25 protein-coding genes are annotated in these 24,620 nt (G+C 68.5%); 12 read left to right on the top strand and 13 right to left on the bottom strand.

All coding sequences use genetic code 11. The features are described from left to right. Positions 1–161 precede the first annotated feature (161 nt). Positions 162–953 (top strand): DUF72 domain-containing protein, encoded by a 792-nt coding sequence (locus ASE79_RS05955; protein ID WP_056412947.1) that lies wholly within the window; start codon positions 162–164, stop codon positions 951–953. A gap of 63 nt (positions 954–1,016) precedes the next feature. On the opposite strand, the gene ASE79_RS20770 is transcribed toward ASE79_RS05955, so the two are convergent. The 4 genes from ASE79_RS20770 to hemC form a co-directional block, all read right to left on the bottom strand. After that, positions 1,017–1,169, bottom strand: coding sequence for a hypothetical protein (locus ASE79_RS20770; RefSeq protein ID WP_156359533.1), 153 nt, complete (start codon positions 1,167–1,169; stop codon positions 1,017–1,019). A gap of 160 nt (positions 1,170–1,329) precedes the next feature. After that, positions 1,330–2,265 carry a hypothetical protein gene (locus tag ASE79_RS05950; RefSeq protein ID WP_056412944.1) on the bottom strand — a complete coding sequence of 312 codons (936 nt, stop codon included), beginning with the start codon at positions 2,263–2,265 and terminating at the stop codon, positions 1,330–1,332. Between the two features lie 18 nt (positions 2,266–2,283). After that, a complete protein-coding gene (locus ASE79_RS05945; RefSeq protein WP_056412940.1) occupies positions 2,284–2,991 on the bottom strand; it encodes a uroporphyrinogen-III synthase in 708 nt (235 codons plus the stop codon). Next, positions 2,988–3,893 (bottom strand): hydroxymethylbilane synthase, encoded by a 906-nt coding sequence (hemC, locus tag ASE79_RS05940; protein ID WP_056413496.1) that lies wholly within the window; start codon positions 3,891–3,893, stop codon positions 2,988–2,990. Before hemC ends, ASE79_RS05945 begins: the two co-directional genes overlap by 4 nt. 60 nt (positions 3,894–3,953) lie before the next feature. Here hemC and tsaD point away from each other — a divergent pair, with 60 nt between their 5' ends. Together tsaD and ASE79_RS05930 are read left to right on the top strand one after the other, a co-directional pair. After that, positions 3,954–4,982 carry a tRNA (adenosine(37)-N6)-threonylcarbamoyltransferase complex transferase subunit TsaD gene (gene tsaD, locus ASE79_RS05935; RefSeq protein WP_056412935.1) on the top strand — a complete coding sequence of 343 codons (1,029 nt, stop codon included), beginning with the start codon at positions 3,954–3,956 and terminating at the stop codon, positions 4,980–4,982. Then, positions 4,979–5,956, top strand: coding sequence for an NAD(P)H-dependent glycerol-3-phosphate dehydrogenase (locus ASE79_RS05930; RefSeq protein WP_056412933.1), 978 nt, complete (start codon positions 4,979–4,981; stop codon positions 5,954–5,956). The genes tsaD and ASE79_RS05930 overlap by 4 nt, the downstream gene beginning before the upstream one ends. A 145-nt stretch (positions 5,957–6,101) precedes the next feature. Here ASE79_RS05930 and ASE79_RS05925 read toward each other — a convergent pair whose 3' ends face one another. After that, positions 6,102–7,958 (bottom strand): AsmA family protein, encoded by a 1,857-nt coding sequence (locus ASE79_RS05925; RefSeq protein ID WP_056412931.1) that lies wholly within the window; start codon positions 7,956–7,958, stop codon positions 6,102–6,104. Positions 7,959–8,170: 212 nt separating this feature from the next. Beyond that, positions 8,171–8,329 (bottom strand): DUF1674 domain-containing protein, encoded by a 159-nt coding sequence (locus ASE79_RS20205; RefSeq protein ID WP_082445075.1) that lies wholly within the window; start codon positions 8,327–8,329, stop codon positions 8,171–8,173. 102 nt (positions 8,330–8,431) lie between these two features. On the opposite strand from ASE79_RS20205, the gene ASE79_RS05920 reads away from it, so the two are divergent. The 6 genes from ASE79_RS05920 to ASE79_RS05895 all read left to right on the top strand — a co-directional run bounded on the left by ASE79_RS05920 (position 8,432) and on the right by ASE79_RS05895 (position 16,123). Further along, positions 8,432–9,733, top strand: coding sequence for an RsmB/NOP family class I SAM-dependent RNA methyltransferase (locus tag ASE79_RS05920; RefSeq protein ID WP_056413493.1), 1,302 nt, complete (start codon positions 8,432–8,434; stop codon positions 9,731–9,733). A 162-nt stretch (positions 9,734–9,895) separates the two neighbouring features. After that, a complete protein-coding gene (gene rpe, locus ASE79_RS05915) occupies positions 9,896–10,552 on the top strand; it encodes a ribulose-phosphate 3-epimerase (RefSeq protein ID WP_056412928.1) in 657 nt (218 codons plus the stop codon). Next, entirely contained in the window at positions 10,549–12,297 is a 1,749-nt protein-coding gene (locus tag ASE79_RS05910; RefSeq protein WP_056412926.1) for a heparinase II/III family protein, read from the top strand. Before rpe ends, ASE79_RS05910 begins: the two co-directional genes overlap by 4 nt. A gap of 257 nt (positions 12,298–12,554) precedes the next feature. Further along, positions 12,555–14,117 (top strand): bifunctional phosphoribosylaminoimidazolecarboxamide formyltransferase/IMP cyclohydrolase, encoded by a 1,563-nt coding sequence (gene purH, locus ASE79_RS05905; RefSeq protein WP_056412923.1) that lies wholly within the window; start codon positions 12,555–12,557, stop codon positions 14,115–14,117. Positions 14,118–14,396: 279 nt separating this feature from the next. Then, a complete protein-coding gene (locus ASE79_RS05900; RefSeq protein WP_056412920.1) occupies positions 14,397–14,735 on the top strand; it encodes a P-II family nitrogen regulator in 339 nt (112 codons plus the stop codon). Between the two features lie 26 nt (positions 14,736–14,761). After that, positions 14,762–16,123, top strand: a complete 1,362-nt coding sequence (locus tag ASE79_RS05895; RefSeq protein WP_156359532.1) for an ammonium transporter — start codon at positions 14,762–14,764, stop codon at positions 16,121–16,123. A gap of 481 nt (positions 16,124–16,604) precedes the next feature. Here ASE79_RS05895 and ASE79_RS05890 read toward each other — a convergent pair whose 3' ends face one another. Genes ASE79_RS05890 through recQ form a run of 3 tightly spaced genes read right to left on the bottom strand, consistent with a single transcriptional unit; the run spans position 16,605 to position 19,194 of the window. Beyond that, a complete protein-coding gene (locus tag ASE79_RS05890; protein WP_056412917.1) occupies positions 16,605–17,003 on the bottom strand; it encodes a hypothetical protein in 399 nt (132 codons plus the stop codon). Beyond that, positions 17,000–17,428: a TIGR01244 family sulfur transferase gene (locus ASE79_RS05885; protein WP_056412914.1), complete on the bottom strand. Its 429-nt coding sequence runs from the start codon at positions 17,426–17,428 to the stop codon at positions 17,000–17,002. Before ASE79_RS05885 ends, ASE79_RS05890 begins: the two co-directional genes overlap by 4 nt. Next, positions 17,425–19,194 (bottom strand): DNA helicase RecQ, encoded by a 1,770-nt coding sequence (gene recQ, locus ASE79_RS05880; protein ID WP_056412911.1) that lies wholly within the window; start codon positions 19,192–19,194, stop codon positions 17,425–17,427. The genes ASE79_RS05885 and recQ overlap by 4 nt, the downstream gene beginning before the upstream one ends. A 184-nt stretch (positions 19,195–19,378) precedes the next feature. Between recQ and ASE79_RS05875 the strand changes: the two genes are divergently transcribed. Together ASE79_RS05875 and ASE79_RS05870 are read left to right on the top strand one after the other, a co-directional pair. Continuing rightward, positions 19,379–19,690: a metalloregulator ArsR/SmtB family transcription factor gene (locus ASE79_RS05875; protein ID WP_056018496.1), complete on the top strand. Its 312-nt coding sequence runs from the start codon at positions 19,379–19,381 to the stop codon at positions 19,688–19,690. Beyond that, positions 19,666–20,325: an SdpI family protein gene (locus ASE79_RS05870; RefSeq protein ID WP_082445074.1), complete on the top strand. Its 660-nt coding sequence runs from the start codon at positions 19,666–19,668 to the stop codon at positions 20,323–20,325. The genes ASE79_RS05875 and ASE79_RS05870 overlap by 25 nt, the downstream gene beginning before the upstream one ends. A 17-nt stretch (positions 20,326–20,342) precedes the next feature. Here the strand turns inward: ASE79_RS05870 and ASE79_RS05865 are convergent, their stop codons facing one another. Beyond that, positions 20,343–22,172, bottom strand: coding sequence for an ABCB family ABC transporter ATP-binding protein/permease (locus tag ASE79_RS05865; protein WP_056412905.1), 1,830 nt, complete (start codon positions 22,170–22,172; stop codon positions 20,343–20,345). A gap of 121 nt (positions 22,173–22,293) precedes the next feature. Here ASE79_RS05865 and ASE79_RS05860 point away from each other — a divergent pair, with 121 nt between their 5' ends. After that, a complete protein-coding gene (locus ASE79_RS05860) occupies positions 22,294–22,524 on the top strand; it encodes a hypothetical protein (RefSeq protein WP_056412902.1) in 231 nt (76 codons plus the stop codon). Positions 22,525–22,544: 20 nt separating this feature from the next. Here ASE79_RS05860 and ASE79_RS05855 read toward each other — a convergent pair whose 3' ends face one another. The 3 genes from ASE79_RS05855 to ASE79_RS05845 all read right to left on the bottom strand — a co-directional run bounded on the left by ASE79_RS05855 (position 22,545) and on the right by ASE79_RS05845 (position 24,613). After that, a complete protein-coding gene (locus tag ASE79_RS05855; RefSeq protein ID WP_056412900.1) occupies positions 22,545–23,495 on the bottom strand; it encodes a phytoene/squalene synthase family protein in 951 nt (316 codons plus the stop codon). 169 nt (positions 23,496–23,664) lie between these two features. Then, on the bottom strand, positions 23,665–24,246 hold the full coding sequence (locus ASE79_RS05850) for a TIGR00730 family Rossman fold protein (RefSeq protein ID WP_056412897.1): 582 nt from the start codon (positions 24,244–24,246) through the stop codon (positions 23,665–23,667). 94 nt (positions 24,247–24,340) lie between these two features. Then, a complete protein-coding gene (locus ASE79_RS05845; protein WP_056412894.1) occupies positions 24,341–24,613 on the bottom strand; it encodes a hypothetical protein in 273 nt (90 codons plus the stop codon). Positions 24,614–24,620: the final 7 nt, after the last annotated feature.

Here is a 24,620-nt window from a genome sequence, read left to right as displayed (position 1 = left end):
ATTGGCATCGCCCCCCAAGGGTGCCGATGCCGGTCGGATCCGCCCGCGCCTGGCGCGAGCGGTACGAAACCCCGGCGGCCTCGGCCGTCGGGGTTTTCTGTTTGGGGCGGGCGCCGACGGGCAATCGCCAAGCGCCGCATCGCCGCGCTACACTCCGCCGCATGACCATCCGAATCGGCATTGGCGGCTGGACCTACGCGCCGTGGCGGGGGACCTTCTATCCCGGGAAATGGCCGCAGACGCGCGAGCTGGACTATGCCGCGGCGCGCGTCACCGCGATCGAGATCAACGGCACCTATTATAGTAGCCACAAGCCTGCGACGTTCGCGTCCTGGGCCAAGGCTGTGCCCGATGGCTTCGTCTTCGCCCTCAAGGCGTCGCGCTATTGCACGAACCGCAAGGTGCTGGCGGATGCTGGCGAGACGATCGCCAGGTTTACCGGACAGGGCATCGTCGAGCTGGGTGACCGCCTCGGGCCGATCCTGTGGCAGTTCATGGCGACCAAGCGGTTCGATCCCGAAGATTTCGGTGCGTTTCTCAAACTCCTGCCCGCCAGCCAGGATGGTCTTGCGCTACGCCACGCGATCCAGGTCCGGCACGAGAGTTTCGCGGTGCCCGAATTCGTCGCGATGTGCCGGGACGCGGGCGTCGCGATCGCGTTCGCGCAATCGGCCGGATACCCCGCGATTGCCGATGTCACCGGCGACTTCGTCTATGTGCGGCTGGAAGATGCCGAGGAGCGGTTCGTCGCGGGCTATGCGCCGAGCGCGCTCGATGCGTGGGGGGCCAGAGCGAAGACGTGGTCGGCGGGTGGGCGACCAGAAGGCCTGCCTTATGTCGAGGACGTCGTTCCGCCGGATCGCACCCGCGATACGTTCGTCTTCGTCATCAACGGCGCCAAAGTGCGCGCACCCCACGCAGCAATGGCGTTGATCGAACGCATCGCACCCTGACCGCGAGAGGACCGGGACGGGTCCGATAGGGTGGGGCACAAGCGGTGAGGTCGGGCGGCGCGGTCAGGCCTTGCCTAGGAGGATTGCGGCGATCTGCTCTCTGTACAGACCGGCAAGACTCAGATGCATCTCCATCACCTGCGCGGTCAGCGCCAGCGCGGCGAGCTGGAGATGACGCCCATGCCAGAGTTCGAGATCCTTCGGGGAGCGGGGCATGAACTGCATCATGTGCCCAGTCTGGGGGCATCGGGTTAAATTAACGCTATTATGTCAGTAATATGATCACAATCTAGATCAATATATCAGTCGGAATGGTTGTATCGGACACGGGCAGAATGCCCGATTTTTCCGACACCCGACCGCGCCCGTCGGCGGTCTATATGCCGGCTGCGTCGTCCGGCGTCGCGGTTTCCACGACCGGCGCGGGGATGACCACCGGAGCCGGCTGGGGTTGGCCGGCCTGTCCGATCAGCGCGGTGTTCTCGATCACGTCGAGCGCCTGGCGCGCCACGACGTACCGGCGGGCGGCGCTCATCCAGTTGCCGGCCTGTGCCGCACCCGGCAAGCGCGCGACTTCGGCGCGGGCGGCTTCGACCTGGCCGGCTTCGAGCAACCGGCGTGCGCGGGCGAGGCGATCGGTCGGCATCGGCGATGGGGTGCCGGCCTTGCGCAGGACCACGAGCGAGTCGATCTGATGTTGCAGCGTGTCGAGCCAGCCATCGCCGGTCGACGCAGTGATGTCGGGCGCGATCGTGTCGAGGCCCTGGCGCAGATCCTCGAGCGTCACCGGCTGGCGTGCGGCCTGGATGAGCGTGGTCGTCGCGCGCGGCTGCGCCTGGGCGAACCGCAACCGCAACTGTTCCTCGAGATAGCCGAGCCCGACCCCGCGATCGAGCGCACGGCGCGCAGCGAATGCCACCATCAGCCCTTCGGCGCGCGTCGCCTGTCCGCCGGCCGCGGTGGCATCGGTGGTGATCGTCGCGGTGCGCGCCTCGAGCGCGGTCAATTGCGCCGCCAGCGTTGCTTCGCGCGTCGCCAGAACGGCGGTATCGACCGGCGCTGCGGCCTGCGGCTGACCATCGGGGCCGAGCGGCTGCGACGGAATATAGCCTGCATTGCCCGCGGCAGCCTTCTGTCCGGCAGCGGTCGATGCGGCATTCGTCGCGCGGAAGGTGGCGAACCAGGGCAGCGTCCGGACCGCATAGCCCATCAGGCCGAGCCCGGCGATGAAGGCGAGGCCGACCAGCGCCAGGATGACGCCCATTCTGGGTCCGCGTGCCCGTGGGCGGTCGGTCGGCACGTAGTCAGTCATGGCGTGCTTATCTCCGGCCTAGCCACGCTGGTCAATCGCGCGTGTGTTCGCACGTGCAGCAGCACATGCGACGACCGCGGCATCGGTCGGTTGCGGGGCGATCGTGACGTCTTGCCAACCCGCGCCGGCGGCGTCGCCGACCGCCTGGCTGATCGCGACGAGCGCGATCCGCGCACGCGCCGCTCCGCTCGCATCGACCAGCGCGGCCAGCCGCATCGCGGCGCGTGTCGAATGGAGCAGTATCGCGTTATTCTCGAACGACCGTGCAACCGCGTCGTCGAGCGGCACGGGATTGCTGGCATAGACGGTGACCGGCTCGACAGCGCGATCCCGGTCCTCTGCCTCACCCGTGGCCGCGCGGTCGCGGCCGGTGAGATGCAGCAGCCGGGCAAAGCCGCGGTCCTGTGCCAGCGCGACGGCCGCTCGCCCGTCCGCGTTGCCGGTGAGCGCAACGCCGAACCCGGCCGCGCGCGCCGCCGCCGCCGTCGCCTGGCCAACCGCGACGACGGGCAAGTGTTTCAACGCCTCGACCCCGATACCGGCGCGGCGAACCGCGTTCGCGCTTGTCAGCAACAGTGCGTCGAACCGGGCGGGGTCGGGCGAGGTCCAGTCGACCGGCACGACCGCGAACAGCGGGATCTGGCGCACGTCCATCCCCAGCGCCCGCAGCGCGGTGGCGGTGCGCGTGTTGCCGGGCTCCGGCCGCAGCACCACGACCGGCGTCATGCGGAGAATAATCGTCTCACGCTGGCCGGTGCGCGTGCGAGCAGATCCTCCGCAAGCGCCGTCCCGAGATCGTCGTCGACCGTCCCCTCGATCGATCCCGCGACGTCGCACGCGCCGTCCTCCGCGATCAGCTCGGCGCGGAGCGTCAGCGTCTCGCCCGCGAGCGACGCGAGCGCCGCGACCGGCGAGTGACAGTCCGCGCCCAGCCGCGCGAGCAGCGCACGCTCGGTCAACACACACAGGCTCGTATCGCGGTGGTCGATCGCCGCGACGATCCCGCCCGCTGCGCTCCCGGCGAGCACCTCGATCCCGACCGCCCCCTGCGCGGGCGCGGGCAGCATCACGTCGGTCGGGATCGCATGGCCGTCGTCGCGCCCGAGCCGGTCGAGCCCGGCGGCTGCCAGCAACGTCGCATCCATCTCGCCGCTCGCCACCCGGCCGAGCCGCGTGTCGACATTGCCGCGGATCAGCACGATCTCCAGGTCGGGCCGCAGCCGCAGCATCTGCGCGCGGCGTCGCGGCGAACTCGTGCCGACCACCGCGCCCTGGCGCAGGTCGGACAGCGTCTCCGCGCCGATCAGCCGGTCGCGCACGTCGGCGCGCGGCAGCATCGCCGCGATCGCCAGCGTATCTGGCCGGATCGTCTCGACGTCCTTCATCGAATGCACCGCGCAATCGATGTCGCTATCGTGCAGCGCGCGATCGAGCTCCTTGGTCCACAGCGCCTTGCCGCCGATCTCGGCCAGCGCGCGATCCTGCACGCGGTCGCCGGTGGTGCGGATCACGACGATCTCGACGGCGTCGGGCGACCAGCCATGCGCGGCGCACAGCGCGTCGCGCACCATGCCTGCCTGGGTGAGAGCGAGCGGCGAGCCGCGCGTACCGAGCCGAAAACGAGTCATCCGCGTGCCATGCAGAAAGGGCAGGGCTTCGACAAGCGCCGGCTGGCACGATAGGACGCGGTGATGATCATTCTCGGCATCGAATCCTCCTGCGACGAAACCGCCGCCGCGCTCGTCACCGGCGACCGGCAGGTCCTCGCGCACCGGCTGCTCGGACAAGAGGCCGCGCACGCGCCGTTCGGCGGCGTCGTCCCCGAAATCGCCGCGCGTGCGCATGTCGAGACGCTCGAGCCGCTGATCGTCGCGGCCTTGGCCGACGCGGGGCTCAAGCTGGCCGACGTCGATGCGATCGCCGCGACCGCCGGGCCGGGCTTGATCGGCGGCGTCATGGTCGGGCTCGTCACGGGCAAGGCGCTCGCGCACGCTGCGGGCAAGCCGCTGATCGCGGTGAACCACCTCGAAGGCCATGCGCTGTCGCCGCGGTTGTCCGACCCCGACCTCGAATTTCCGTATCTGCTGCTGCTCGTGTCCGGCGGGCATTGCCAGCTGCTGCTGGTCGAGGGTGTCGGCGCGTACCGGCGGTTGGCGACGACGATCGACGATGCGGCCGGCGAGGCGTTCGACAAGACCGCCAAGCTGCTCGGGTTGGGCTTTCCCGGCGGCCCCGCGGTCGAACGCGCCGCCGCGCTCGGCGACCCGAAGGCGGTCCCGCTGCCACGACCACTCAAGGGCTCGGCCGAACCGCATTTCTCGTTCGCCGGCCTGAAGAGCGCGGTCGCGCGCGTCGTCGGGCAGTATTCGCCCGAGGATCTCGCTGCCTCGTTCCAGGCCGCGGTGGTCGATTGTCTGATCGACCGCACGACCAAGGCGTTGCGTACGTCGCACGGCGCCACCGCGCTCGTCGTCGCCGGCGGCGTTGCCGCCAACACCGCGGTGCGGGGCGCGTTGCAGGCGCTCGCCAGCGCGCACGGCCTGCGCTTCGTCGCGCCGCCCTTGTGGCTCTGCACCGACAATGCCGCGATGATCGGCTGGGCGGGGGCCGAGCGGTTCGCCGCGGGGCTCACCGATCCGCTCGACGTCGCCGCGCGCCCGCGCTGGCCGCTCGATCCCAACGCCGAAGCGGTGCGTGGTGCGGGGGTGAAGGCATGAAGATTGGGGTCATTGGTGGCGGCGCGTGGGGCACCGCGCTCGCGCAGGTCGCGGCGCACGAAGGGCGTGAGGTTATCCTGTGGGCGCGCGAACCCGCGGTCGTCGACTCGATCAACGCGACCCATGAGAACGCACTGTTCCTGGCGGGTGTCGCGCTCTCGCCAACGATCCGCGCGACGGACGACCTCGCCGCGCTCGCCGGCATGGACGCGATTCTCGTCGTCGCGCCGGCACAGCATGTTGGCAGCGTTCTCGCCGCCGCGCCGGTCGGCCGCATCCCGCTGGTGCTGTGCGCCAAGGGGATCGAGGCGGGCAGCAAGCGGCTCGTCGGTGAAGTTGCACGCGCCGTCCACCCCGACGCGCCGATCGCGGTCCTGTCCGGCCCGACCTTCGCACACGAGGTCGCCGCGGGATTGCCCACCGCGGTGACGCTCGCATGTGAGGATGCCGAGCTCGGCGAGCGCCTCGCGGCACGGCTCGCCGCGCGTCATTTCCGTACCTACGCGTCGACCGACGTCGCGGGGGCGGAGATCGGCGGCGCGGTGAAGAACGTGCTCGCGATCGGCTGCGGCGTGGTCGAGGGCGCAGGGCTCGGCCAGAACGCGCGTGCGGCGCTGATCGCGCGCGGGTTTGCCGAGATGACGCGCTTCGGCCTCGCCCGCGGCGCGCGTGCGGAAACGCTCGCCGGGCTGTCGGGGCTGGGCGACCTCGTGCTCACCTGCTCCTCGACCAGTTCGCGCAACTTCTCGCTCGGCGTCGGTTTGGGGAGAGGCGACTCTGCCGCGACCCTCCTGTCCGACCGCCGCACCGTCGCGGAAGGCGCGTTCACCGCGCCCGTCCTCCGCGAAGCCGCCCGCGACGCGCGCGTTGACATGCCGATCACCGAAGCCGTCTGCCGCCTGCTGGAAGGCGCGCCCGTCAGCGACGTGATCGGCGACCTGCTCGCACGGCCGCTCAAGGGCGAGGCCGGCTGATACAGTGCGACCGCTCGATCCTCCCCCGCCAGGGGGAGGTGGCGCGAAGCGACGGAGGGGGAGGACACGGAACCGACGTGTCGCCTACCTCCCCCTCCGTCTGGCAAGTGCCAGCCACCTCCCCCTTGCGGGGGAGGATCGAGGGTTATCGCAGCACCCGCGCCGCTAGCCCCGAACAATCCGCATCCCCCGCGACCGGACCCTCCTTCCCCGTAATCGCGCGGCCGATCGCCTTGAAGATATTCCCGACCGATTTCACCTCGGGCGGAATCGTCACATGCGGCCGCTCGATCGTCCCCGTCATGGAGGCCGACCCCGGCAACCGCAGCAGCGCATGCTGTTTGGGCGTGCCGGTCAGCCGTATGTCCAGCGTCTCGCCGGGAAACACCACGCTCCCCTGGCCGCGCAACTGGCTGGCCGTCGTATCGACGATCATCGGATCGACCCGCCCGCGTCCGCGCGTCACGTCGAGCTTGAGCACCACGCACCGCAGACCCGCGCGCTCGCCATCCTTGGCCAGCAACGCGCGCGCCGCATCGAACCCGAGCGCCGCCGCGATCCCCTGCGGCAAGTGGCCGTCGCGCGCGACGAACCCGATCGTGCCGTTCGACCGCCCGACCGCCGCACGGATCGTCTCGCCGGGTCCCTTCAGCCGCACGCGCGCGCTGACGTTGCCGCTGAAATCGCCGCCGCCGCCCGCGATGTCCTGCACGCTGCTGCCGCGCAGCCGGAGGTCGATATCGACGCTCGGCACCTTGCGGTCGCCGCGCTGGTCGACGGTCACGCGTCCGGTGACGTTACCATGCGGCAGCCGCGCGACCAGATCGCTCAGCGTCAGCAGCTGATGGTCGATCGCCAGCACGCCCTTGGCGGACAGGATCGGCGACGCGCCCTTGCCGCTGACGATCCGCCCGATCCGAAACCCCATCCGCGCATCGGTGGTCTCGATCTTGCCGATATCGATCCGCGTATTGGGCACCAGCCGCGGCCCGATCGCGCGTTCCAGCGCGGCGCCCTCGGCCTTGCCCTGGTCCGACGCCAGATCGCCGAAATCGAACTGGCGCGAGACGATGTCGCCGTCGACCTTGCTGCGGCCAGCCTGCTTGTCGACCGTAACGTGGCCGGTGAAATCCGAGCGCCCGACCACGCCCTTGAGCTGCGTTACCGTCCATTTCGGCTGGTCGTGACGGACATGCGCGCTGAACGATATGGGCTGCGTGCGGAACAGCCCCGCCTCGATCACCGCGTCGATCAGCTTCAGATCGGTCGCGCGCGCGGTCACGTCGAGGCTCATCGCATCGGTATCGAGCGGCCGGTCCATCCGGCCCTTGGCGCTGATCGACAGCGCATCGCCATCGATCGACGCGGTGAACGGCCAGGGCTTGCCCTGGAATTTCGCCACCGAGGGCCCCGCGACCGCGATCCGAACGGCCGCGCCGCGGATCGTGCCGCTGCCGGTCGCGTGGATCCCGTGCACCGGATCCGATACGAACCGCGCCGTGGCAAAGCGGTCCTGCTTGTCGTCGCGATACGTGATCACGCTGTCGCCGATCGTCAGGCCGTCGAGATCGCTCGAACTCCCGCCGCTTTTGGGCTTGCCCGGCCGCTCCCAATTGGTTCGGCCATGCTTGTCGCGCACCAGCACGAGCCGCAGCCCGCGCGCCTTCACGTCGCGCGGCCCGAACGCGCCCTTGAGCAGCGCGAGCCCTGAGAACGTCGCCTCGGCTTCGCGCAACCGCACGAAATCGCCCTTGCCGGCCCAGTCGGCCTGCGGGATCCGCACATCGGTGATCCGGATCGTCGGGTTGAACCCGAACGCATCGACTCGTTCGATCCCGCCGATCGTCACCGGCCGCCGGAACCGCGCGGTGAGCTGCCGCTGGATCACGCCCTTGAGCGACCCCCAGGGGAAGGCGGCGAGCCCCACCAGCCCCAGCACAAGCACGCCCGCTACGACGATGCCGGTGATTTTCACCCAGCGTTTTGCGAAGAATCCCCTCATCTTACCGCGACGCGCCGAACGGTCATTCGTTCCGCGTGCGTCAGGACCGCTGCCGCAGATTTACCTCACCTACCACCCCGGCGAAGGCCGGGGTCCAGTTGGGGAACGTCGCTGACGAAGCACTGCGCTACGTTACGACGACCTCTCCACTTGGACCCCGGCCTCCGCCGGGGTGGTATCTCCCGTTGCGGGCGTCGCGGTATACAGAACCCTCAGAAATCGATCGCCATGCCCTTCAGCTCCCAGTCGCCATAGCGCGTGGGATCGCGCGGTTCGGGATCCTTGTCGGGCACGATCGGCTCGGGTTTGGGCACCGGCGTGGTCTTCGCGAGATATTCGGGTGGCTTCACATGATCGGGGCGCTGGCCCATCGCGGCTCTCCGGATTTGCGTGTTGGCGTCGTTATCGCCAAATGGGCCTTGTCGCGCGACTTGCCAATGGACGCAGCGGCACCCGAACGCGAAGGACCTTTGATGCCCGACTATACCCACGCCCCCGAGCCGCTTGGCGTCCCCACCCGCCGCGCCGCGCTCCGCCTTCTCGACGCCGTGCTCCGCCGCGGCGAGTCGCTCGAATCCGCGCTCCCCGCCGCGACGCGCGCGATCCACGGCCCCGATCGCGGCCTCGCGCATGCGATCGCTGCCGAGACGCTGCGCCGGCTCCCCGATCTCGACGCGATGATCGATTCGGTCACCAAGACCAACCTGCCCGACGATGCGAAGGCGCGGATGGCGCTGCGCATCGCACTCGTCCAGGTGCTGATCCTCGGCACGCCGTCGCACGCCGCGATCTCGACCGTGCTGCCCTTGGTCGACGGCGGCCCGCGCAAACTCGTCCACGGCGTGTTCGGCACGCTGTTCCGCGCCAACATGCTGCTCCCCGAGGTGCCGACACTGCCTGCCCCCGTCGAACTGCGCTGGGAAGCCGCGTGGGGCGAGGAGATGGTCGACGCCGCCGGCCGCGCGATCGCCGCCCCACCACCGCTCGACCTGACGATCGCCGACCCCGCCGAAACCGAAGGCTGGCGCGAGAAACTGGGTGGCGAGAGCTTCATGCCCGGCCATCTCCGCCTCGGCGACCACGACTCGGTCCCCGACATGGCCGGGTTCGGCGACGGCGCCTGGTGGGTGCAGGACATCGCCGCCTCGCTTCCCGCGCGCCTGCTCGGCAAGGCGCCGTCAGAGGGTGGGGGCCATGTCCTCGATCTGTGCGCCGCGCCCGGCGGCAAGACGCTGCAGCTCGCCGCGGCCGGCTGGACCGTCACCTCGGTCGACAATTCGCAGAGCCGGATCAAGCGCCTGCGCGAAAACCTCTATCGCACACATCTGAAGTCGGAAGTCGTCAACGCCGACATTCTCGAATGGGCGCCGACCGAGCCCGCCGACGCGATCCTGATCGACGCGCCGTGCAGCGCGACCGGCATCTTCCGCCGCCACCCCGACGTTCTCCACCGCGTTCGCCCCTCGATCATCGCCGAGACCGCGGCGTTGCAGGCACGCATCTTCGCGCGCGCCGCGGACTGGGTGAAGCCCGGCGGCACGTTGGTGTACGCCACCTGCTCGCTCGAGCCGTCCGAAGGCGAAGCGCAACTCGACGCGTTTCTGTCCGCCCGCAGCGACTACACGATCATGCCGGTGGATCAGTCCGAACTCCCCGCCGGCATCACGCCCACGGAGACAGGCCCCCTAGCTGGTAGCGTCCGCACGCTCCCCGGCATGCTCGCCGAGCAAGGCGGCTGCGACGGCTTCTTCATCGCCCGCCTGAAGCGCAGCTAACCAATCCTCCCCTGCAAGGGGAGGTGGCGCGAAGCGACGGAGGGGTATCGCCCTGTCGAGAGCGCGTCACCCCTCCGTCACCTTCGGTGCCACCTCCCCTTGCAGGGGAGGATCGAAAACCAAAGACTTCGCACCAACCGAATCCCGCGCTAGGACACAATCATGCAACCCGTCCGCATCGCCCCCTCGATCCTCTCCGCCGATTTTGCCAAGCTCGGCGAGGAGGTCCGCGCCATCGACGCCGCCGGCGCCGACTGGATCCATATCGACGTGATGGACGGCCATTTCGTCCCCAACATCTCGTTCGGCCCCGCGGTCATGAAGTCGGTCCGCGGCATCACCACCAAGCCGTTCGACGTCCACCTCATGATCGCTCCCGTCGACGCCTATCTCGACGCGTTCGCGGAGGCCGGTGCCGATTGCATCACCGTGCATTACGAGGCTGGCCCGCACATCCACCGCTCGCTCCAGCACATCAAGAGCCTCGGCAAGCGCGCGGGAATCGTGATCTGCCCCGGTACGCCCGCCAAGATGCTCGACTATCTGCTCGACATGGTCGACCTCGTCCTCGTGATGAGCGTCAACCCCGGCTTCGGCGGGCAGAGCTTCATCCCGAGCCAGCTCAAGAAGATCTCGGCGATCCGCACGATGATCGAAAAGAGCGGCCGCGCGATCGATCTCGAGGTCGATGGCGGCGTCGATGCCGAGTGGGCGAAGCGCTGCATCGAGGCGGGCGCCGACGCGCTGGTCGCGGGCACCTCGGTCTTCCGCGGCGGCCCCGATCACTATGCCGCCAACATCGCCGCGTTGCGGGGGTGAACGATCCGCATGATCTGACGCGCGATCCCGTGACCGAGTCCGCACCCGACGGGATCGACGAAGGTCGTCGCCTGATCCGTCTCGACGGCGACAAGGGGCTGTCGCTCGCCGACCGCCTCGCCGAGCGCTTCCACCGGCTGACATGGCGCGCCCCGCTCCACACGCTGCGGCTCAAGGGGCGCTACCCGCTGAAACTGATCGCGGTCCCCGACGATCCCATTCTCGGCGACATCCCGCGCGGCACGATGCTGCTCGAGGGCGTGCTCGCATTCCGCGGCGAAGCGCGCGATATCGAGACGCTCGATCTCGCCAAGCCGCTCCCCAAACCCTTCGCCGAGTATCTGCAGAGTTTCGCGTGGCTGCGCGACCTGTCGACCGTCGCGACCCGCGCGCGCGGCGCGCCGATCGCCGAATATCTCATGGGCCTCTGGCTGACCGCGCACGCCGACACGCAGGGCGGGATCGCGTGGCGCCCGGATATGTGGGGCAGGCGGATCCTCGCCTGGACCGCGCATGCGCCGCTGATCCTGTCGTCGTCCGACCAGATCTACCGCTCGAAGGTGCTCAACGCGCTCGCCAAGGGCGCGCTCCACCTCGATCGCAATGCCGACAAGGCCCCCGCGGGCGCGCCGCGCATCGCCGCGTGGTGCGGGGTCGTCGCGGCGGGCCTCCTGATCCCCGGCGGCGAACCCCGCCAGGCGTTCGGGGAGGCCGGGCTGCTCCGCGCGCTCGGGACCGGTCTGTTCGACGACGGCGGCTCGGTCTCGCGCAGCCCGGCGATGCTGCTCGATTCGATCCAGCTGCTAACGTTGCTCCAGGAGAGCTACGCCGCGCGCGGTGCCGAATTGCCCGAGACGGTCGCGGTCACGCTCACCCGGATGGTCGCAGCCCTGCTCGGTGTCGCGCACGCCGATCGTGGGTTGTCGAGCTGGCAGGGCGGTGGCCCGGCGAGCGAAACGCAGGTCGCCGCGGTGATCGAGGCCAGCGGCGTGCGCACGCGTCCGCTGCGTCAGGCGCGCGACTGGGGCTATCAGCGCCTTGCCGCGGGTACCGCGGTGCTGATCGTCGATGCGGCACCGCCGCCGATCGCGCGGCTCGTCGAGGGCGGCTGCGCCTCGACGCTCGCGTTCGAATTCTCCGACGGCCCGGCGCGGATCGTCGTCAATTGCGGCGGCGCACGCGCGGGCATCGCGCAGCTTCCCGCGGCGATGGTCGAGGGGCTGCGCTCGACCGCGGCGCATTCGACGCTGACGATCGCCGATAGCAACTCGACCGCGATTCTGGCCGACGGCACGCTCGGCCGCGGCGTCGGCGAAGTCGAGCTCAGCCGCCAGGAATCGGAGGCCGCGAGCCGGATCGAGGCGAGCCACGACGGCTATGTCCGCCGCTGGGGCTTCCTCCACCGCCGCCAGCTGATGCTCACCGGCGACGGTCGCGAACTGCGCGGCGAGGACGCGCTGTTGCCGCAGGGGCGCAAACGCCGCGTCGGCCTGTCGCTGTTCGCGATCCGCTTCCATCTCGGCGAAGGCGTGCAGGTGTCGCCGACCGCGGATGGCCTTGGCGCGATCCTCCGTCTGCCCGGCGGCGCGCTCTGGCAGTTCCGCTGCCGCGGTGGCGCGTTGGTGGTCGAGGACAGCGTCTGGATCGACGCCGACGGCCGCCCGGTCGCTACGCAACAGCTGATGATCACGGGTGAGGCGGCGGCCGGTGGCGCTAGCGTGAGTTGGGCGCTGAAGAAGGCCTGAGCCACACCGCCTGAAACATAGTGCCTGAAACATAGTGCCTGAAACATAGTGCCCCCGGCGGAGGCCGGGGCCCAGTTGGGGGACGTTGCTAACGAAGGACGGCGCGTCGTCACCGCGACCTTTCCAACTGGACCCCGGCCTCCGCCGGGGAGGTGCTATCCGTGCGGGGCGTCGCGCGACTGAGACGCCGGCCCCCCTGTTCCCCAGCGTCAACCGCGGCTAAGGCCCGCCGCACGGCGACTCCACGAAAGACCCTCATGACCAGCATCCCGATCAAGCGCGCGCTCCTGTCCGTCTCCGACAAGACCGGGATCGTCGATCTCGGCACAGCGCTCGCTGCAAACGGCGTCGAACTCGTCTCGACCGGCGGCACCGCCACCGCGCTGCGCGCTGCGGGGCTCACGGTGCGCGACGTGAGCGAACTCACCGGTTTTCCCGAGATGATGGACGGCCGCGTGAAGACGCTGCACCCGATGGTGCATGGCGGCCTCCTCGCGGTCCGCGACGACGCCGGCCACGCCGCCTCGATGGCCGAGCACCAGATCGGCGCGATCGATCTCGTGATCGTCAACCTCTACCCGTTCGAAGCCACCGTCGCGAAGGGCGCAGACCGCGACACCGTGATCGAGAATATCGACATCGGCGGCCCCAGCATGGTCCGCTCGGCGGCCAAGAACCACGCCTATGTCGCGATCGTCACCGACCCCGCCGACTATGCGCTCGTCTCGGGCGGCACCACCACGCTCGACGACCGAAAGCGCCTCGCCGCGAAGGCCTTCGCCACCACCGCCGCCTATGATTCGGCGATCGCGACGTGGTTCGGCACCGTCGACCAGGCCGAGGAATTCCCCGCCACCCTGCCGATCACGCTCAAGCGCGGCGACACGCTGCGCTACGGCGAGAACCCGCACCAGTCCGCCGCCTTCTACACGGCGACGGGCAGCGTCCGCGGCATCGGCCAGGCGCGCCAGTTGCAGGGCAAGGCGCTCAGCTACAACAACCTCAACGACGCCGACGCCGCACTCGAACTCATCGCCGAGTTCCGCGACGCCGACCCCTCGGTCGTCATCGTCAAGCATGCCAACCCCTGCGGCGTCGCCACCGCCGCGACGCTCGCCGAGGCTTATGCCGCCGCGTTCGCCTGCGACACGGTGTCGGCATTCGGCGGCATCATCGCCGTCAACCGTACGCTGGACGCCGAGACGGCGCGCGCGATCACGGGCATCTTCACCGAAGTCGTCGTCGCCCCCGATGCCGACGAGGACGCGATCGCGCTGTTCGCCGCCAAGAAGAACCTCCGCCTGCTGCTCACCGGCGAGCTCCCCGATCCGGCCCGTGCGGGTCTGACGGCCAAGTCGATCGCGGGCGGCTGGCTCGTCCAGGGCCGCGACAACGGCACGCCGGGCGAACTCACCGTCGTCACCAAGCGCCAGCCCACCGAGCAGGAACTCATCGACTGCCGCTTCGCCTGGACCGTCGCCAAGCACACAAAGTCGAACGCGATCGTCTACGCCAAGGACGGCAGCACGGCGGGCATCGGCGCGGGCCAGATGAACCGCCTCGAATCCGCGCGCATCGCCGCGTGGAAGGCAAAGGACGCCGCGGACAAGGCCGGTTGGGGCACCCCGCGCACGATCGGCTCGGCGGTCGCCTCCGACGCGTTCTTCCCGTTCGCCGACGGCCTGCTCGCGGCGGTCGAGGCGGGCGCCACGGCAGTGATCCAGCCCGGCGGCTCGATCCGCGACGCCGACGTCATCGCCGCCGCGGACGAAGCCGGTCTCGCGATGGTCTTCACCGGCATGCGCCACTTCCGCCACTGAGGTCGAAACGCGCAATATCAACCGTCATCCCCGCGGAGGCGGGGATCTATATTGGCAACGGCCAGTTTTCGTCTGGGAAGTTCGCCAATATGGATTCCCGCCTTCGCCGGAATGACGAAGGCCGTGAGCCTGCCCATAAAACAGGCACCTTCGCCGCACTGCACAAGTTTTAACCCCGAACCCGCCTCTGCTCCCGGGCAGAGCACAGCCCGCCCCTCCGCACCAAAACTGGCACGCACATTGCGATGCGGTTCCCAAGACAACTGGGGAAGGGGCGCGATGAAACTCGTCATTGCCATCATCAAGCCGTTCAAGCTCGACGAGGTGCGCGAAGCGCTCACCACGATCGGCGTGGCGGGCATGACGGTCACCGAGGTCAAGGGGTTCGGCCGGCAGAAGGGCCAGACCGAGATCTATCGGGGGGCCGAATACAGCACCAACATGGTGCCCAAGATCAAGATCGAGGTGGTCTGCGCCGCCAGCCTGTCCGACCGCGTGGTCGAGGCGATCCAGGCCTCGGCGAACACCGGCGCGATCGGCGACGGCAAGATCTTCGTGCTCGAGGTGGCGCAGGCGGTGCGCATCCGCACCGGCGAGACCGACGATTCAGCCCTGTGACAATGAACGACTCGAGGGGGGACATAATGAAGCATGATATGAAGACGGCCGCCGCCGCGGTCCTCGGGTTTGGCGCGGCGATGATCGCCGCCGCCCCCGCCTGGGCGCAGGACGTCGTCGCACCCGCCGTGGCGCCGGTCGTCGCGCCCGTGGTGGCCACCGTGAACAAGGGCGACACCGCCTGGATGATGACGTCGACGCTGCTGGTGTTGATGATGATCGTCCCCGGCCTCGCTTTGTTCTACGGCGGCCTCACGCGCGCGAAGAACATGCTGTCCACGATGACCCAGATCGGCGCTGTCGCGTGTCTCGCGATGCTGCTGTGGGTCATGTACGGCTACACGATGGCGTTCGGCGACGGCGGCGGCGAGTATATCTCGGGCTTCGGCAAGGCGCTGCTCCGCGGCATCACCCCCGACTCGACCGCGGCCACCTTCACCGCGGGCGTCGCGATCCCCGAATATGTCTTCATCTGTTTCCAGATGACGTTCGCCGCGATCACCATCGCGCTCGTGCTCGGCTCGGTCGTAGAGCGCATGAAGTTCTCGGCGGTGATGGTGTTCGCCATCGTCTGGCTGACGATCGTCTATTTCCCGGTCGCGCATATGGTGTGGGCATCGGGCGGCAAGTTCTTCAAGATGGGCGCGCTCGATTTCGCCGGCGGCACCGTGGTGCACGTCAACGCGGGCGTCTCGGCGCTGGTAGCCGCGCTTATCCTCGGCAAGCGGATCGGCTACCCCGCCGAGCGCATGGCACCGCATTCGCTGACGATGACCGGCATCGGCACCGGGCTGCTCTGGGTCGGCTGGTTCGGCTTCAACGCCGGCTCGGCGCTCGAGGCGAACGGTTCTGCGGGTCTCGCGATGCTCAACACCTTCGTCGCTACCGCCTCGGCCGGGCTCGCCTGGATGCTGATCGAGCGCGTCAACGGCCACAAGGGTTCGGCACTCGGCTTCTGCTCGGGCATCATCGCGGGCCTCGTCGCGGTTACCCCGGCGGCGGGCAACTCGGGCCCGTTCGGCGCGATCATCCTCGGCGCGGTCGCTTCGGTGGTCTGCTATTACGCGGTGACCTTCCTTAAGCCGAAGCTCGGCTATGACGATGCGCTCGACGCGTTCGGCATCCACGGCATCGGCGGCATGATCGGCGCGATCGGCACCGGCATCGTCTACGCACCGTCGCTCGGCGGCCCCGGCAAGCCCGATTTCGACATGGGTCACCAGCTCTTCGTCCAGATCGCCGCTGTTGCTACCACGATCGTCTGGGCGGCTGTCGGTACCGTCATCGCGATCTACGTCGCCAAGGCGCTGACCGGCCTGCGCGTCTCGCGCGAAGTCGAAACCGAAGGTCTCGACATCGGCGAGCACGGCGAGCGCGCGTACAACTGATCGGTATCGGGCCGGACGAGCCCGAACCCACGACGTTCCTCCTGCGGACAACCTTGGCTCGGTGTGGCAACATACCGGGCCATTTTTTAGTCGATCAAGGGGGTGCTTCGATCGCGTTCGAGGAGGGGGGCGCCTTGAAAGTTCTCCCTTGAAAGCGGGCGTTCAGGGCCAGGCAAAGCTACGTAAGTCAAATCCCCCTTCCGCTCGCGGGAGGGGTTAGGGGAGGTGCCGACCTACGTACCGGCGTCCGGTCCATGGGGCTAACCCCTCCCCCGACCCCTCCCGCAAGCGGAAGGGGAGTTGAAGAGTGCCATTTCGACTCTGTTCGCCGCTTATGTCCTAAGCGCCGGTACCCCCCGGCGAAGGCCGGGGCCCAGTTGGAAAGGTATCGGGAACGACGTGCCGCGTTCCGTTAGCGCCGTCTCCCAACTGGACCCCGGCCTCCGCCGGGGAGGAACGCGTCAGCCGTCAGCGAACCGCGTCAGACCCGCACGCCCTTGGGCGCCAGCCGCCGGATATCGAGCACGTCGACCTGCGCGAGCATGACCGCTCCCAGCGCGCGGTCGCCGGTCTCGACCAGGATCCCCTCGCGCGTCGCGCGCACCGTCCGCCACGAAACCTCGCGTACCGCCAACCGTTTGCCGATCCGCCGGACCGCCGCGACACGCCCGTCGGCCGCGATCGCCAGCGCGCCCTGGCCATCCGCCCCGACGACCGCGCCCGCCACCGCAAAGCCCGGAAGCTGTGCCTGCGCGGCATCCGCCGCTTCTTCGGGCGTCTCGATCTTCACGACGCGTCGCATCCGCACGGCGGCCCAGGCCAGCCCCGCGAGCAGCACCACCACGACGGCCACGATGCCGCCGACGATCGCAGGCGTCATCGCGGCCCTGCGAGCGCGTCCAGCATCGGGCGAATACCGCGCAGGTCGTACCCGGCGTCCTCGGCCTGGGCGAGCAGCAAATTGGGGTTGCGCCCCTGCTTCGCCGCCGCCAGTGCCCACAAATTGCAGCTCCGCGTGCCCGACCGGCAATAGGCCAGCACGGGGCCCTTGGACTCCACCAGCGCCGTGGTCATCGCGTCGATCTGCGGATGCGAGAAGCCCGCATGCGTCACCGGAATAGAGAAATAGGCCAGACCGGCCGCCTCTGCCGCCGCACGGATCGAATCGCCCGAAGGCTGGCCCGCATCCTCGTCGTCGGGGCGGTTGTTGACGATCGTCTTGAAGCCCGCCGCGGCGATGTCCGCGACCTGTTCGACCGCGATCTGCGGTGCGACCGAAATGCTTTCGTTGATGTGCCGGATCATGCGGACTCGCGGATAACTGCCAGAAAGGCATCTCCATAGGCGTCGAGTTTGCGCGCGCCAATGCCCGACAGCACGGCGAGCGCCGCGCGCGATGCGGGCCGCTGCGCCGCCATGTCACGCAGCACCGAATCGTGGAAGATCACATACGGTGGAACGCCCGCTTCCTTCGCCAGATCGCGCCGACGGATGCGCAGTGCCTCGAACAGCGGATCGTCGACCGGGTTCGGCACCGCGCCCGCCGCAGCCTTGCGCCGCCGCTCGCGCTTGGGCGGCACGATCACCGACAATGCGGCCTCGCCCTTGAGGATCGCCTTCGCCGCTGGGCCGAATTCGAGGCCGCCATGCGGATTGGTCCGCAGCGCATCCTTCAGCATCAGCGCGCGCGACACGGGTTTGAGCAACGCCACCTCGTCGCCCTCGACGATCCCGTAGACCGACAGCGCCTCGTGCCCGTTCATGAGGCTGCGCTCCGACGACACGCCGGTCAGGATGCCCTCGATATAGCCGACGCCGAACATCTGCCCGGTGCGGAACACCGCCGACAGGAATTTCCGCGCGGTCTCGGTCGCGTCGACCGCGTCGACATTGCCGAGGCAATTGTCGCAATTCCCGCAATCCTCGAGCCGCTCCTCGCCGAAATGCTTGAGCAGGATGCGGCGCCGGCACCCCGCCGTCTCGACCAGCCCGCCCATCGCGGTCAGCCGCTGGCGTTCGCCTGCCTGCCGCTCGGGCTCGACCTCGCCGATCCGCTGGCGCGCGCGCGCGAAATCCTCAGCGCCCCAGAACAGATGCGCGATCGCCGGATCGCCGTCGCGCCCCGCACGGCCGGTCTCCTGATAATAGGCCTCGATCGACTTCGGCAGCCCCGCGTGGGCCACGAACCGCACGTCGGGCTTGTCGATCCCCATCCCGAACGCGACCGTGGCGCAGATCACCATGTCCTCGCTCGCGACGAAATCCGCCTGGTTCTTCGCGCGCACCTGCGGATCGAGCCCTGCATGATACGCCCGCGTCGGCCGCCCGCTCCGCCCCAGCGCCTCGGCGAGCTTCTCGGTCGCCGCGCGTGTCTGCGCATAGACGATCCCCGGCCCCGGGATCTTCTCGAGGATATCCGCGATCTGCCGGTTGACGTTGTCGCGCGCGGAGATCGCATAGCGGATGTTCGGCCGGTCGAACCCCGACACGATCAGTCCTTCGCGCGAGATCCCCAACTGTTCGAGGATATCCGCGCGCGTATGTGCGTCCGCGGTCGCGGTCAGCGCGAGCCGCGGCACGTCGGGAAAGCTGTCGAGCAGCGGCCGCAGCAACCGATAGTCCGGCCGGAAGTCATGCCCCCATTCGCTGACGCAATGTGCCTCGTCGATCGCGAACAGCGACAGCTTCGCCTGGCCGAGCAGGTTGCGGAAACTCTCGTTCGAGGCCCGCTCCGGCGCGACGTACAGCAGGTCGAGATCGCCCGCGCGGAACCGCGCGATTGTCTCCTCGCGGTTGGTATCGACCGAGGTCAACGTCGCCGCCTTGATCCCCACCGCGGTCGCGGCGCGCAGCTGGTCGTGCATCAGCGCGATCAGCGGCGACACGACGACGCACGTTCCCTCGAGCATCGTCGCCGGCAACTGGTAGCACAGCGACTTGCCCGCACCCGTCGGCATCACCGCCAGCGTCCGCTGCCCCGCAAGCACGCGGTCGACGACATCGCGCTGCACGCCGCGAAAATCAGGAAAGCCGAAGATGCGCTGGAGATCGGGGAGGGGGTCGAGTGCCATCGCCGTCTAGGTAGCGATCCCCGCTGCGATGTCGAGGAGAGCGCGGGTCTTATCGCGACGTAGCATCGGGGCTTGGCATCTCGACCATATGGAATGGCCTCCGCCAGGGAGGCGCAAACCCAGTCCAGCCATCCAGCATATTTAGTCATCTTGCTAATTAGCAAATTTACGAATAAACAGTCTCATGGACTCGGTCTTCGACGCCCTCGCGCATCCGACTCGCCGCCGCATTCTCGAGCTGCTCAAAGGCGGCGCGATGACCGCGGGGGCGCTGGCCGATGCGTTCGCGGTGTCGAAGCCGACCATGTCCAACCACTTCGCCAAGCTGAAGGCCGCCGGGCTGATCCAGGCCGAAAGCCGGGGCACGTCGATCGTCTACACGCTCGATCTGTCGGTGATGGAGGAGGTGGTGATGGGCTTCATGGGGCGGCTTCGCGTCGGGGCTGCGGATGACGATAAGGGGGACGAGACATGCGTTACCGAAACCTCATCATAGCCTCTGCGGTGACCGCGGGCGGGCTCGCGATCGTCGCCGCGGTCGCGCTCGGGCGGTTGCCGGCGGGGACGCAGCTGCCGACGCATTGGGGCCCCGACGGGCTGCCCGACCGCTTCGCCGATGCGGGGACCGCCTTGTTCATGCCGGTCGCGCTGACGGTCGTGGTGTCGCTGACCATGGCGGCGCTGCCTTCGCTCGAACCGATGCAGCACAAGCTCGAACAATCCGCGCCGCTCTATCGCACCGCCTGGGTCGGGCTGCTGGGGATCATGATCCTCGTCGAGGCGATGGTCGCCGCCCCGGCGTTCGGGCTTGCGCTGCCCGCGACGACGATGCTGATCGGGATTGGCGTGCTGTTCGTGGCGCTCGGCAACGTCCTCCCGAAGTCGCGCCCCGGCTTCTTCGTCGGCATCCGCACGCCCTGGGCAATCATGGATCCCGACAACTGGATCGCCACGCACCGCTATGGCGGCCGCATCATGATGGGGGCGGGGTTCGGGTTGATCCTCGTCGCGCTGTTGCCGATGCAAAACGCAACGCGGACGTCGTTCGTCATCGCGCTGCTGTTGGTGATGATCGCGACGCCGGTCCTCTACTCGTTCTTCTACTGGCGGCGAACGCGCAGGGCGGGGTAAGCCCGGCCGGTGCGTCGCTACTCGGCCGCCAGCGCCCCGTCATCCTGCCCCGCACGCTCCTGCGCCTGGCGGTTCCACATCTCCGCATAGACGCCGTCCGCGCGCAGCAGCTCGCCATGCGTGCCCTTCTCGACGATCCGTCCCGCCTCGAGCACGACGATCTGGTCGGCATGCACCACGGTCGACAGCCGGTGCGCGATCACGATCGTGGTGCGGCCGCGCTCGATCGCCTCGAGCGTGTCGAGGATCTCCGCCTCGGTGCGGCTGTCGAGCGCGGACGTCGCCTCGTCGAGGATCAGGATCGGCGGGTTCTTGAGCAGCGTGCGCGCGATCGCCACGCGCTGTTTCTCGCCGCCCGACAGCTTCAGCCCGCGCTCGCCGACGCGCGTCGCATAGCCTTGCGGCTGGCGCTCGATGAAGCCCGCGATCGCGGCGCCCTTGGCCGCCATCTCGACCTCGGGCATCTCGGCGCCTTCGCGGCCGTACGCGATGTTGTAGCCGATCGTGTCGTTGAACAGCACGGTGTCCTGCGGCACGATGCCGATCGCGGCGCGGAGTGACGCCTGGCGGACCTGCGCGATGTCCTGCCCGTCGACGGTGATCCGCCCGCCCGTCAGGTCGTAGAACCGGTACAGCAGCCGCGCGAGCGTCGACTTGCCCGCGCCCGATGGCCCGACCACCGCGAGCGTCGATCCCGCGGGCACGTCGAGCTCGAGGTCGCGCAGGATCGGCCGGCCTGCATCATAGCCGAACGAGACATTCTCGAACCGGACATGCCCAGCACTCACCGCAAGCGCAGGCGCGTCGGCCACGTCGACGACGGAAGCGGGCGTGTCGATCAGGTCGAACATCGCCGCCATGTCGAGCGCGCCCTGGCGGATCGTGCGATACACCATCCCCAGCAGGTCGAGCGGCCGGAACAGCTGCGCGAGCAACGTCGACACGAACACCACGTCGCCCGCCGACGCCTCGCCCCGGCTCCACCGCCAAACGACGAAGCCCATGCCGCCCGCAAGCATCAGGTTGGTGATCAGCGCCTGGCCGAGGTTGAGCCATGCGAGCGAATTCTCGCTCTTCACCGCCGCCTCGGAATAAGCGGTGATCGCGCTGTCGTAACGCTTGGCCTCGCGTTCCTCCGCGCCGAAATACTTGACCGTCTCGAAGTTCAGCAGCGAATCCACCGCATGCGCGACCGCGCCGGTATCGAGGTCGTTCATCCGCGCGCGCAGCGCATTGCGCCAGTCGGTGACCATCCGCGTGAACGCGATATAGCCGACCACCATCACGACGGTCGCTACGACGAGCGGCCAGCCGAACTTGGTCCAGAACAGCCCCAGCACCAGCACGAGTTCAAACACCGTCGGCGCGATGTTGAACAGCAGGAAATACAGCATCGTATCGATGCTCTTGGTGCCCCGCTCGACGACCTTGGTCACCGCGCCCGTACGGCGCGACAGATGGAAATCGAGGCTCAGCGCATGGAGGTGGCGAAACACCTGCGCCGCCAGGCGCCGCGACGCGTCCTGCCCGACACGCTCGAACACCGCGTTGCGCAGATTGTCGAACAGCGTCGTGCCGAACCGTGACGCGGCATAGCCGACCACCAGCAGTACGACGAGCGTCAGCGCGCCGCGATCATTCCCCGCCATCCGGTCGACTGCGTATTTCAGCGTGAACGCCGCGCCGAACACCTGCACCAGCTTCGATGCGATGACGAGCAGCATCGCGACGACGATCCGCCCCTTCAGCTTGGGCTGCCGCGCCGGCCACAGGAATGGCAGGAAGCGGCGGAGCGTCGGCAGCAGAGGCTGGTCCGCGCGGGTGGAGGTGTAGGTATCAGGGGGCATTGCTGGTGGGGATGTAGGCGCGGTCAAGCCCCGGCGAAAGCGGTTGGGGGAACAATCCTGCCACTTCGTCGCTTTTCCTACCGTGTCCAACGCCGGGCGCCGCGATCCACTGGAGAATGAAATGGAACCGCTGTTCTACGTCATGGCCATCATGGGCTGCGGTGACGGCAACATCAATTGCACCGAGGCGCGGGTGATCCCGGCACGGTATGAGACGATGGCGCAGTGCCGTGCGGCGCTGCCAGATCAGCTCGCGCAAAATACCGATGTGCCGTATCCGATGATCGGCGCGAATTGCCGCGCGCAGGGGCGGTACATGGCGAAAGTCGGCAAGCCCAAGTCGCAGGGCTGATCGCTATTCCAGTCGCCGTCCTAGCTTTTGGGACGGGCCCATAACCGCGGATCGCGCGGTTGCCGGGGATACAGCTTTTCGCGACCAGCGGCCTCTCGCGCTGCGGCGACGATGAACCCAAGCTTTTGCATCCCGGACGTAGTTACACGATGATCCCAAGCGTGCTCTCCGCGAGCTGCAACGGTCCGTCCAATCGCGCCGTAGATCCCCGCAGCCGCGAGCACCGCCCAGGCCGAGCGGAACGATAGCGAGGGCGTTCCTTGTCGAGCGCTAGCTTCGAATGCTGCCGCGCGATCGGCCATCCGCTTCGACAGTAGCGCAAGCCGCGAGCGGAAGGGCGGCTTCATGTGCTGGCCCGGCGGAAAGTCCATTTCTACCAGCCATTCGATCGGCAGATAGCAGCGCCCGACGCGATCATCCTCCTCGATGTCGCGTGCGATATTCGCGAGCTGGAATGCCATGCCCAGGTCGCAGGCGCGATCGAGCGTGTCGTCGTCGTCGGGATCGACGCCCATCACCACCGCCATCATACAGCCGACGACGCCCGCGACATGGTAGCAATAGCGATACAGGTCGTTCTCGGAGCGCGGTCGCCAATCCTCGGCATCGAGCGCGAAGCCCGCGACGAGATCGCGCGCGAACCGCTTGGGCATACGCGTCTCGGCCGCGACGATGCGCAGCGCGTCGAAGGCTGGCTCGCCGACGACCTCGCCCGCCAGCGCCTGCTCGGTCATCGCCGAAAGCGCTGCGAGCCGTTCGGGCGCGTCGTGGACCACGGTCATGCCGTGGCCGTGATCCTGCCCGTCGGCGATATCGTCGCAGCGCCGGCACCAGGCGTAGAGAAGCCACGCCCGCTCTCGCGTGGGCTTGTCGAACAACAGGCTGGCGGCGGCGAAACTCTTCGATCCGCGCGCGATGGATTCGTGCGCGGTCGCGACGATCGCCTCGCGCGAGGGGAGGGGGTGACTCATCCGCGCACGCGCGCCACAATTGCGGTCACCACCCCGGCGAAGGCCGGGGCCCGGTTGGGTAACGGCGTTTGGTTGGCGTTGCGCGTCGTCACCTCAACCTTTCCAACTGGGCCCCGGCCTTCGCCGGGGTGGCGATGTAGGTTGAGATCGGACGTCAACTGAGGCTGCCTCACAGATCCGACGCGTTCATCCGGACGATCGGCTGGGTCGGCACATGCTCCGCCATCCGGTCGAGCAGTACGTCGAGCGTATCCGCGACGATCAGCAGGTCGCGGTGCTGCGGGCGCAGGAAACCGACCTCGCCCATCTTGTCCCAGAACGCGATCAGGTGATCGTAATAGCCCGCAGTGTTGAGCAATCCGACCGGATCCGCATGATAGCCGAGCTGTGCCCAGCTTAGCGCCTCCCACAATTCGTCCATCGTGCCGGTGCCGCCGGGGATCGTCACGAACCCGTCGGACAGGTCGGTGAACATCTGCTTGCGCTGGTGCATCCCCTGCACGACGTGGAGTTCGGTGAGCCCGCGATGCGCGACCTCGGCATCGACCAGCGCCTGCGGGATGACGCCGATTACCTCGCCGCCGCCTTCCAGCGCGCCATCGGCGATCGCGCCCATCAGGCCCGTCCGGCCACCGCCATAGACGAGGCCGATCCCGCGCTTCGCAAAAGCCAGCCCCAGCGCCCGCGCGCCCTCGATATAGGTCGGATCGGCCGGCGTCGCCGACCCACAATAGACTGCAAGACGTTTCATACGCCCGCGTTAGGGGATGTGATACCCGGTCACAAGGAGGGTACCCGGCCTGATTGGGCGGGTGCCGCCGCGATGGCGGCACCCGCCGACTATCTCAGCACTGGCTCCGACAAAAATCACCGGCCTTCTCGGCGGCATAGTTGCAGACCGTGCTCGCAGGCCAGGGCAGGGCGTTACAGGCGATTTGGGCTGCCTGCTGCGCGATGTTGCAGGCCGTCGTGCAGGCATTGCCGGCGTCGGCTTGCAAGGGGGCCTCGCCGACCTCGACCGTCTGTCCGTCGAAGTTCTTGCCGATGATGTCGCGGATCTTCTGCTGCTCGTCGCTGCTGATCCCGTTCCAGTCCACGCTGTTGACAGTAATGGCCATGACGCAT

This window comes from Sphingomonas sp. Leaf28, assembly GCF_001421685.1.
Lineage (GTDB): Bacteria > Pseudomonadota > Alphaproteobacteria > Sphingomonadales > Sphingomonadaceae > Sphingomonas > Sphingomonas aurantiaca.
Note: the sequence above shows the minus strand (reverse complement) of the source record. Positions and strands in the feature narration are given on the sequence as shown.

Excerpts from the sequence above, each read along its gene's own strand:
- ASE79_RS05955 (WP_056412947.1), top strand. The coding sequence starts at position 162 with ATGACCATCCGAATCGGCATTGGCGGCTGGACCTACGCGCCGTGGCGG.
- ASE79_RS20770 (WP_156359533.1), bottom strand. The coding sequence starts at position 1,169 with ATGCCCCGCTCCCCGAAGGATCTCGAACTCTGGCATGGGCGTCATCTC.
- ASE79_RS05950 (WP_056412944.1), bottom strand. The coding sequence starts at position 2,265 with ATGACTGACTACGTGCCGACCGACCGCCCACGGGCACGCGGACCCAGA.
- ASE79_RS05945 (WP_056412940.1), bottom strand. The coding sequence starts at position 2,991 with ATGACGCCGGTCGTGGTGCTGCGGCCGGAGCCCGGCAACACGCGCACC.
- hemC (WP_056413496.1), bottom strand. The coding sequence starts at position 3,893 with ATGACTCGTTTTCGGCTCGGTACGCGCGGCTCGCCGCTCGCTCTCACC.
- ASE79_RS05930 (WP_056412933.1), top strand. The coding sequence starts at position 4,979 with ATGAAGATTGGGGTCATTGGTGGCGGCGCGTGGGGCACCGCGCTCGCG.
- ASE79_RS05925 (WP_056412931.1), bottom strand. The coding sequence starts at position 7,958 with ATGAGGGGATTCTTCGCAAAACGCTGGGTGAAAATCACCGGCATCGTC.
- ASE79_RS20205 (WP_082445075.1), bottom strand. The coding sequence starts at position 8,329 with ATGGGCCAGCGCCCCGATCATGTGAAGCCACCCGAATATCTCGCGAAG.
- ASE79_RS05920 (WP_056413493.1), top strand. The coding sequence starts at position 8,432 with ATGCCCGACTATACCCACGCCCCCGAGCCGCTTGGCGTCCCCACCCGC.
- rpe (WP_056412928.1), top strand. The coding sequence starts at position 9,896 with ATGCAACCCGTCCGCATCGCCCCCTCGATCCTCTCCGCCGATTTTGCC.
- purH (WP_056412923.1), top strand. The coding sequence starts at position 12,555 with ATGACCAGCATCCCGATCAAGCGCGCGCTCCTGTCCGTCTCCGACAAG.
- ASE79_RS05900 (WP_056412920.1), top strand. The coding sequence starts at position 14,397 with ATGAAACTCGTCATTGCCATCATCAAGCCGTTCAAGCTCGACGAGGTG.
- ASE79_RS05895 (WP_156359532.1), top strand. The coding sequence starts at position 14,762 with ATGAAGCATGATATGAAGACGGCCGCCGCCGCGGTCCTCGGGTTTGGC.
- ASE79_RS05890 (WP_056412917.1), bottom strand. The coding sequence starts at position 17,003 with ATGACGCCTGCGATCGTCGGCGGCATCGTGGCCGTCGTGGTGGTGCTG.
- ASE79_RS05885 (WP_056412914.1), bottom strand. The coding sequence starts at position 17,428 with ATGATCCGGCACATCAACGAAAGCATTTCGGTCGCACCGCAGATCGCG.
- recQ (WP_056412911.1), bottom strand. The coding sequence starts at position 19,194 with ATGGCACTCGACCCCCTCCCCGATCTCCAGCGCATCTTCGGCTTTCCT.
- ASE79_RS05875 (WP_056018496.1), top strand. The coding sequence starts at position 19,379 with ATGGACTCGGTCTTCGACGCCCTCGCGCATCCGACTCGCCGCCGCATT.
- ASE79_RS05870 (WP_082445074.1), top strand. The coding sequence starts at position 19,666 with ATGCGTTACCGAAACCTCATCATAGCCTCTGCGGTGACCGCGGGCGGG.
- ASE79_RS05865 (WP_056412905.1), bottom strand. The coding sequence starts at position 22,172 with ATGCCCCCTGATACCTACACCTCCACCCGCGCGGACCAGCCTCTGCTG.
- ASE79_RS05860 (WP_056412902.1), top strand. The coding sequence starts at position 22,294 with ATGGAACCGCTGTTCTACGTCATGGCCATCATGGGCTGCGGTGACGGC.
- ASE79_RS05855 (WP_056412900.1), bottom strand. The coding sequence starts at position 23,495 with ATGAGTCACCCCCTCCCCTCGCGCGAGGCGATCGTCGCGACCGCGCAC.
- ASE79_RS05850 (WP_056412897.1), bottom strand. The coding sequence starts at position 24,246 with ATGAAACGTCTTGCAGTCTATTGTGGGTCGGCGACGCCGGCCGATCCG.
- ASE79_RS05845 (WP_056412894.1), bottom strand. The coding sequence starts at position 24,613 with ATGGCCATTACTGTCAACAGCGTGGACTGGAACGGGATCAGCAGCGAC.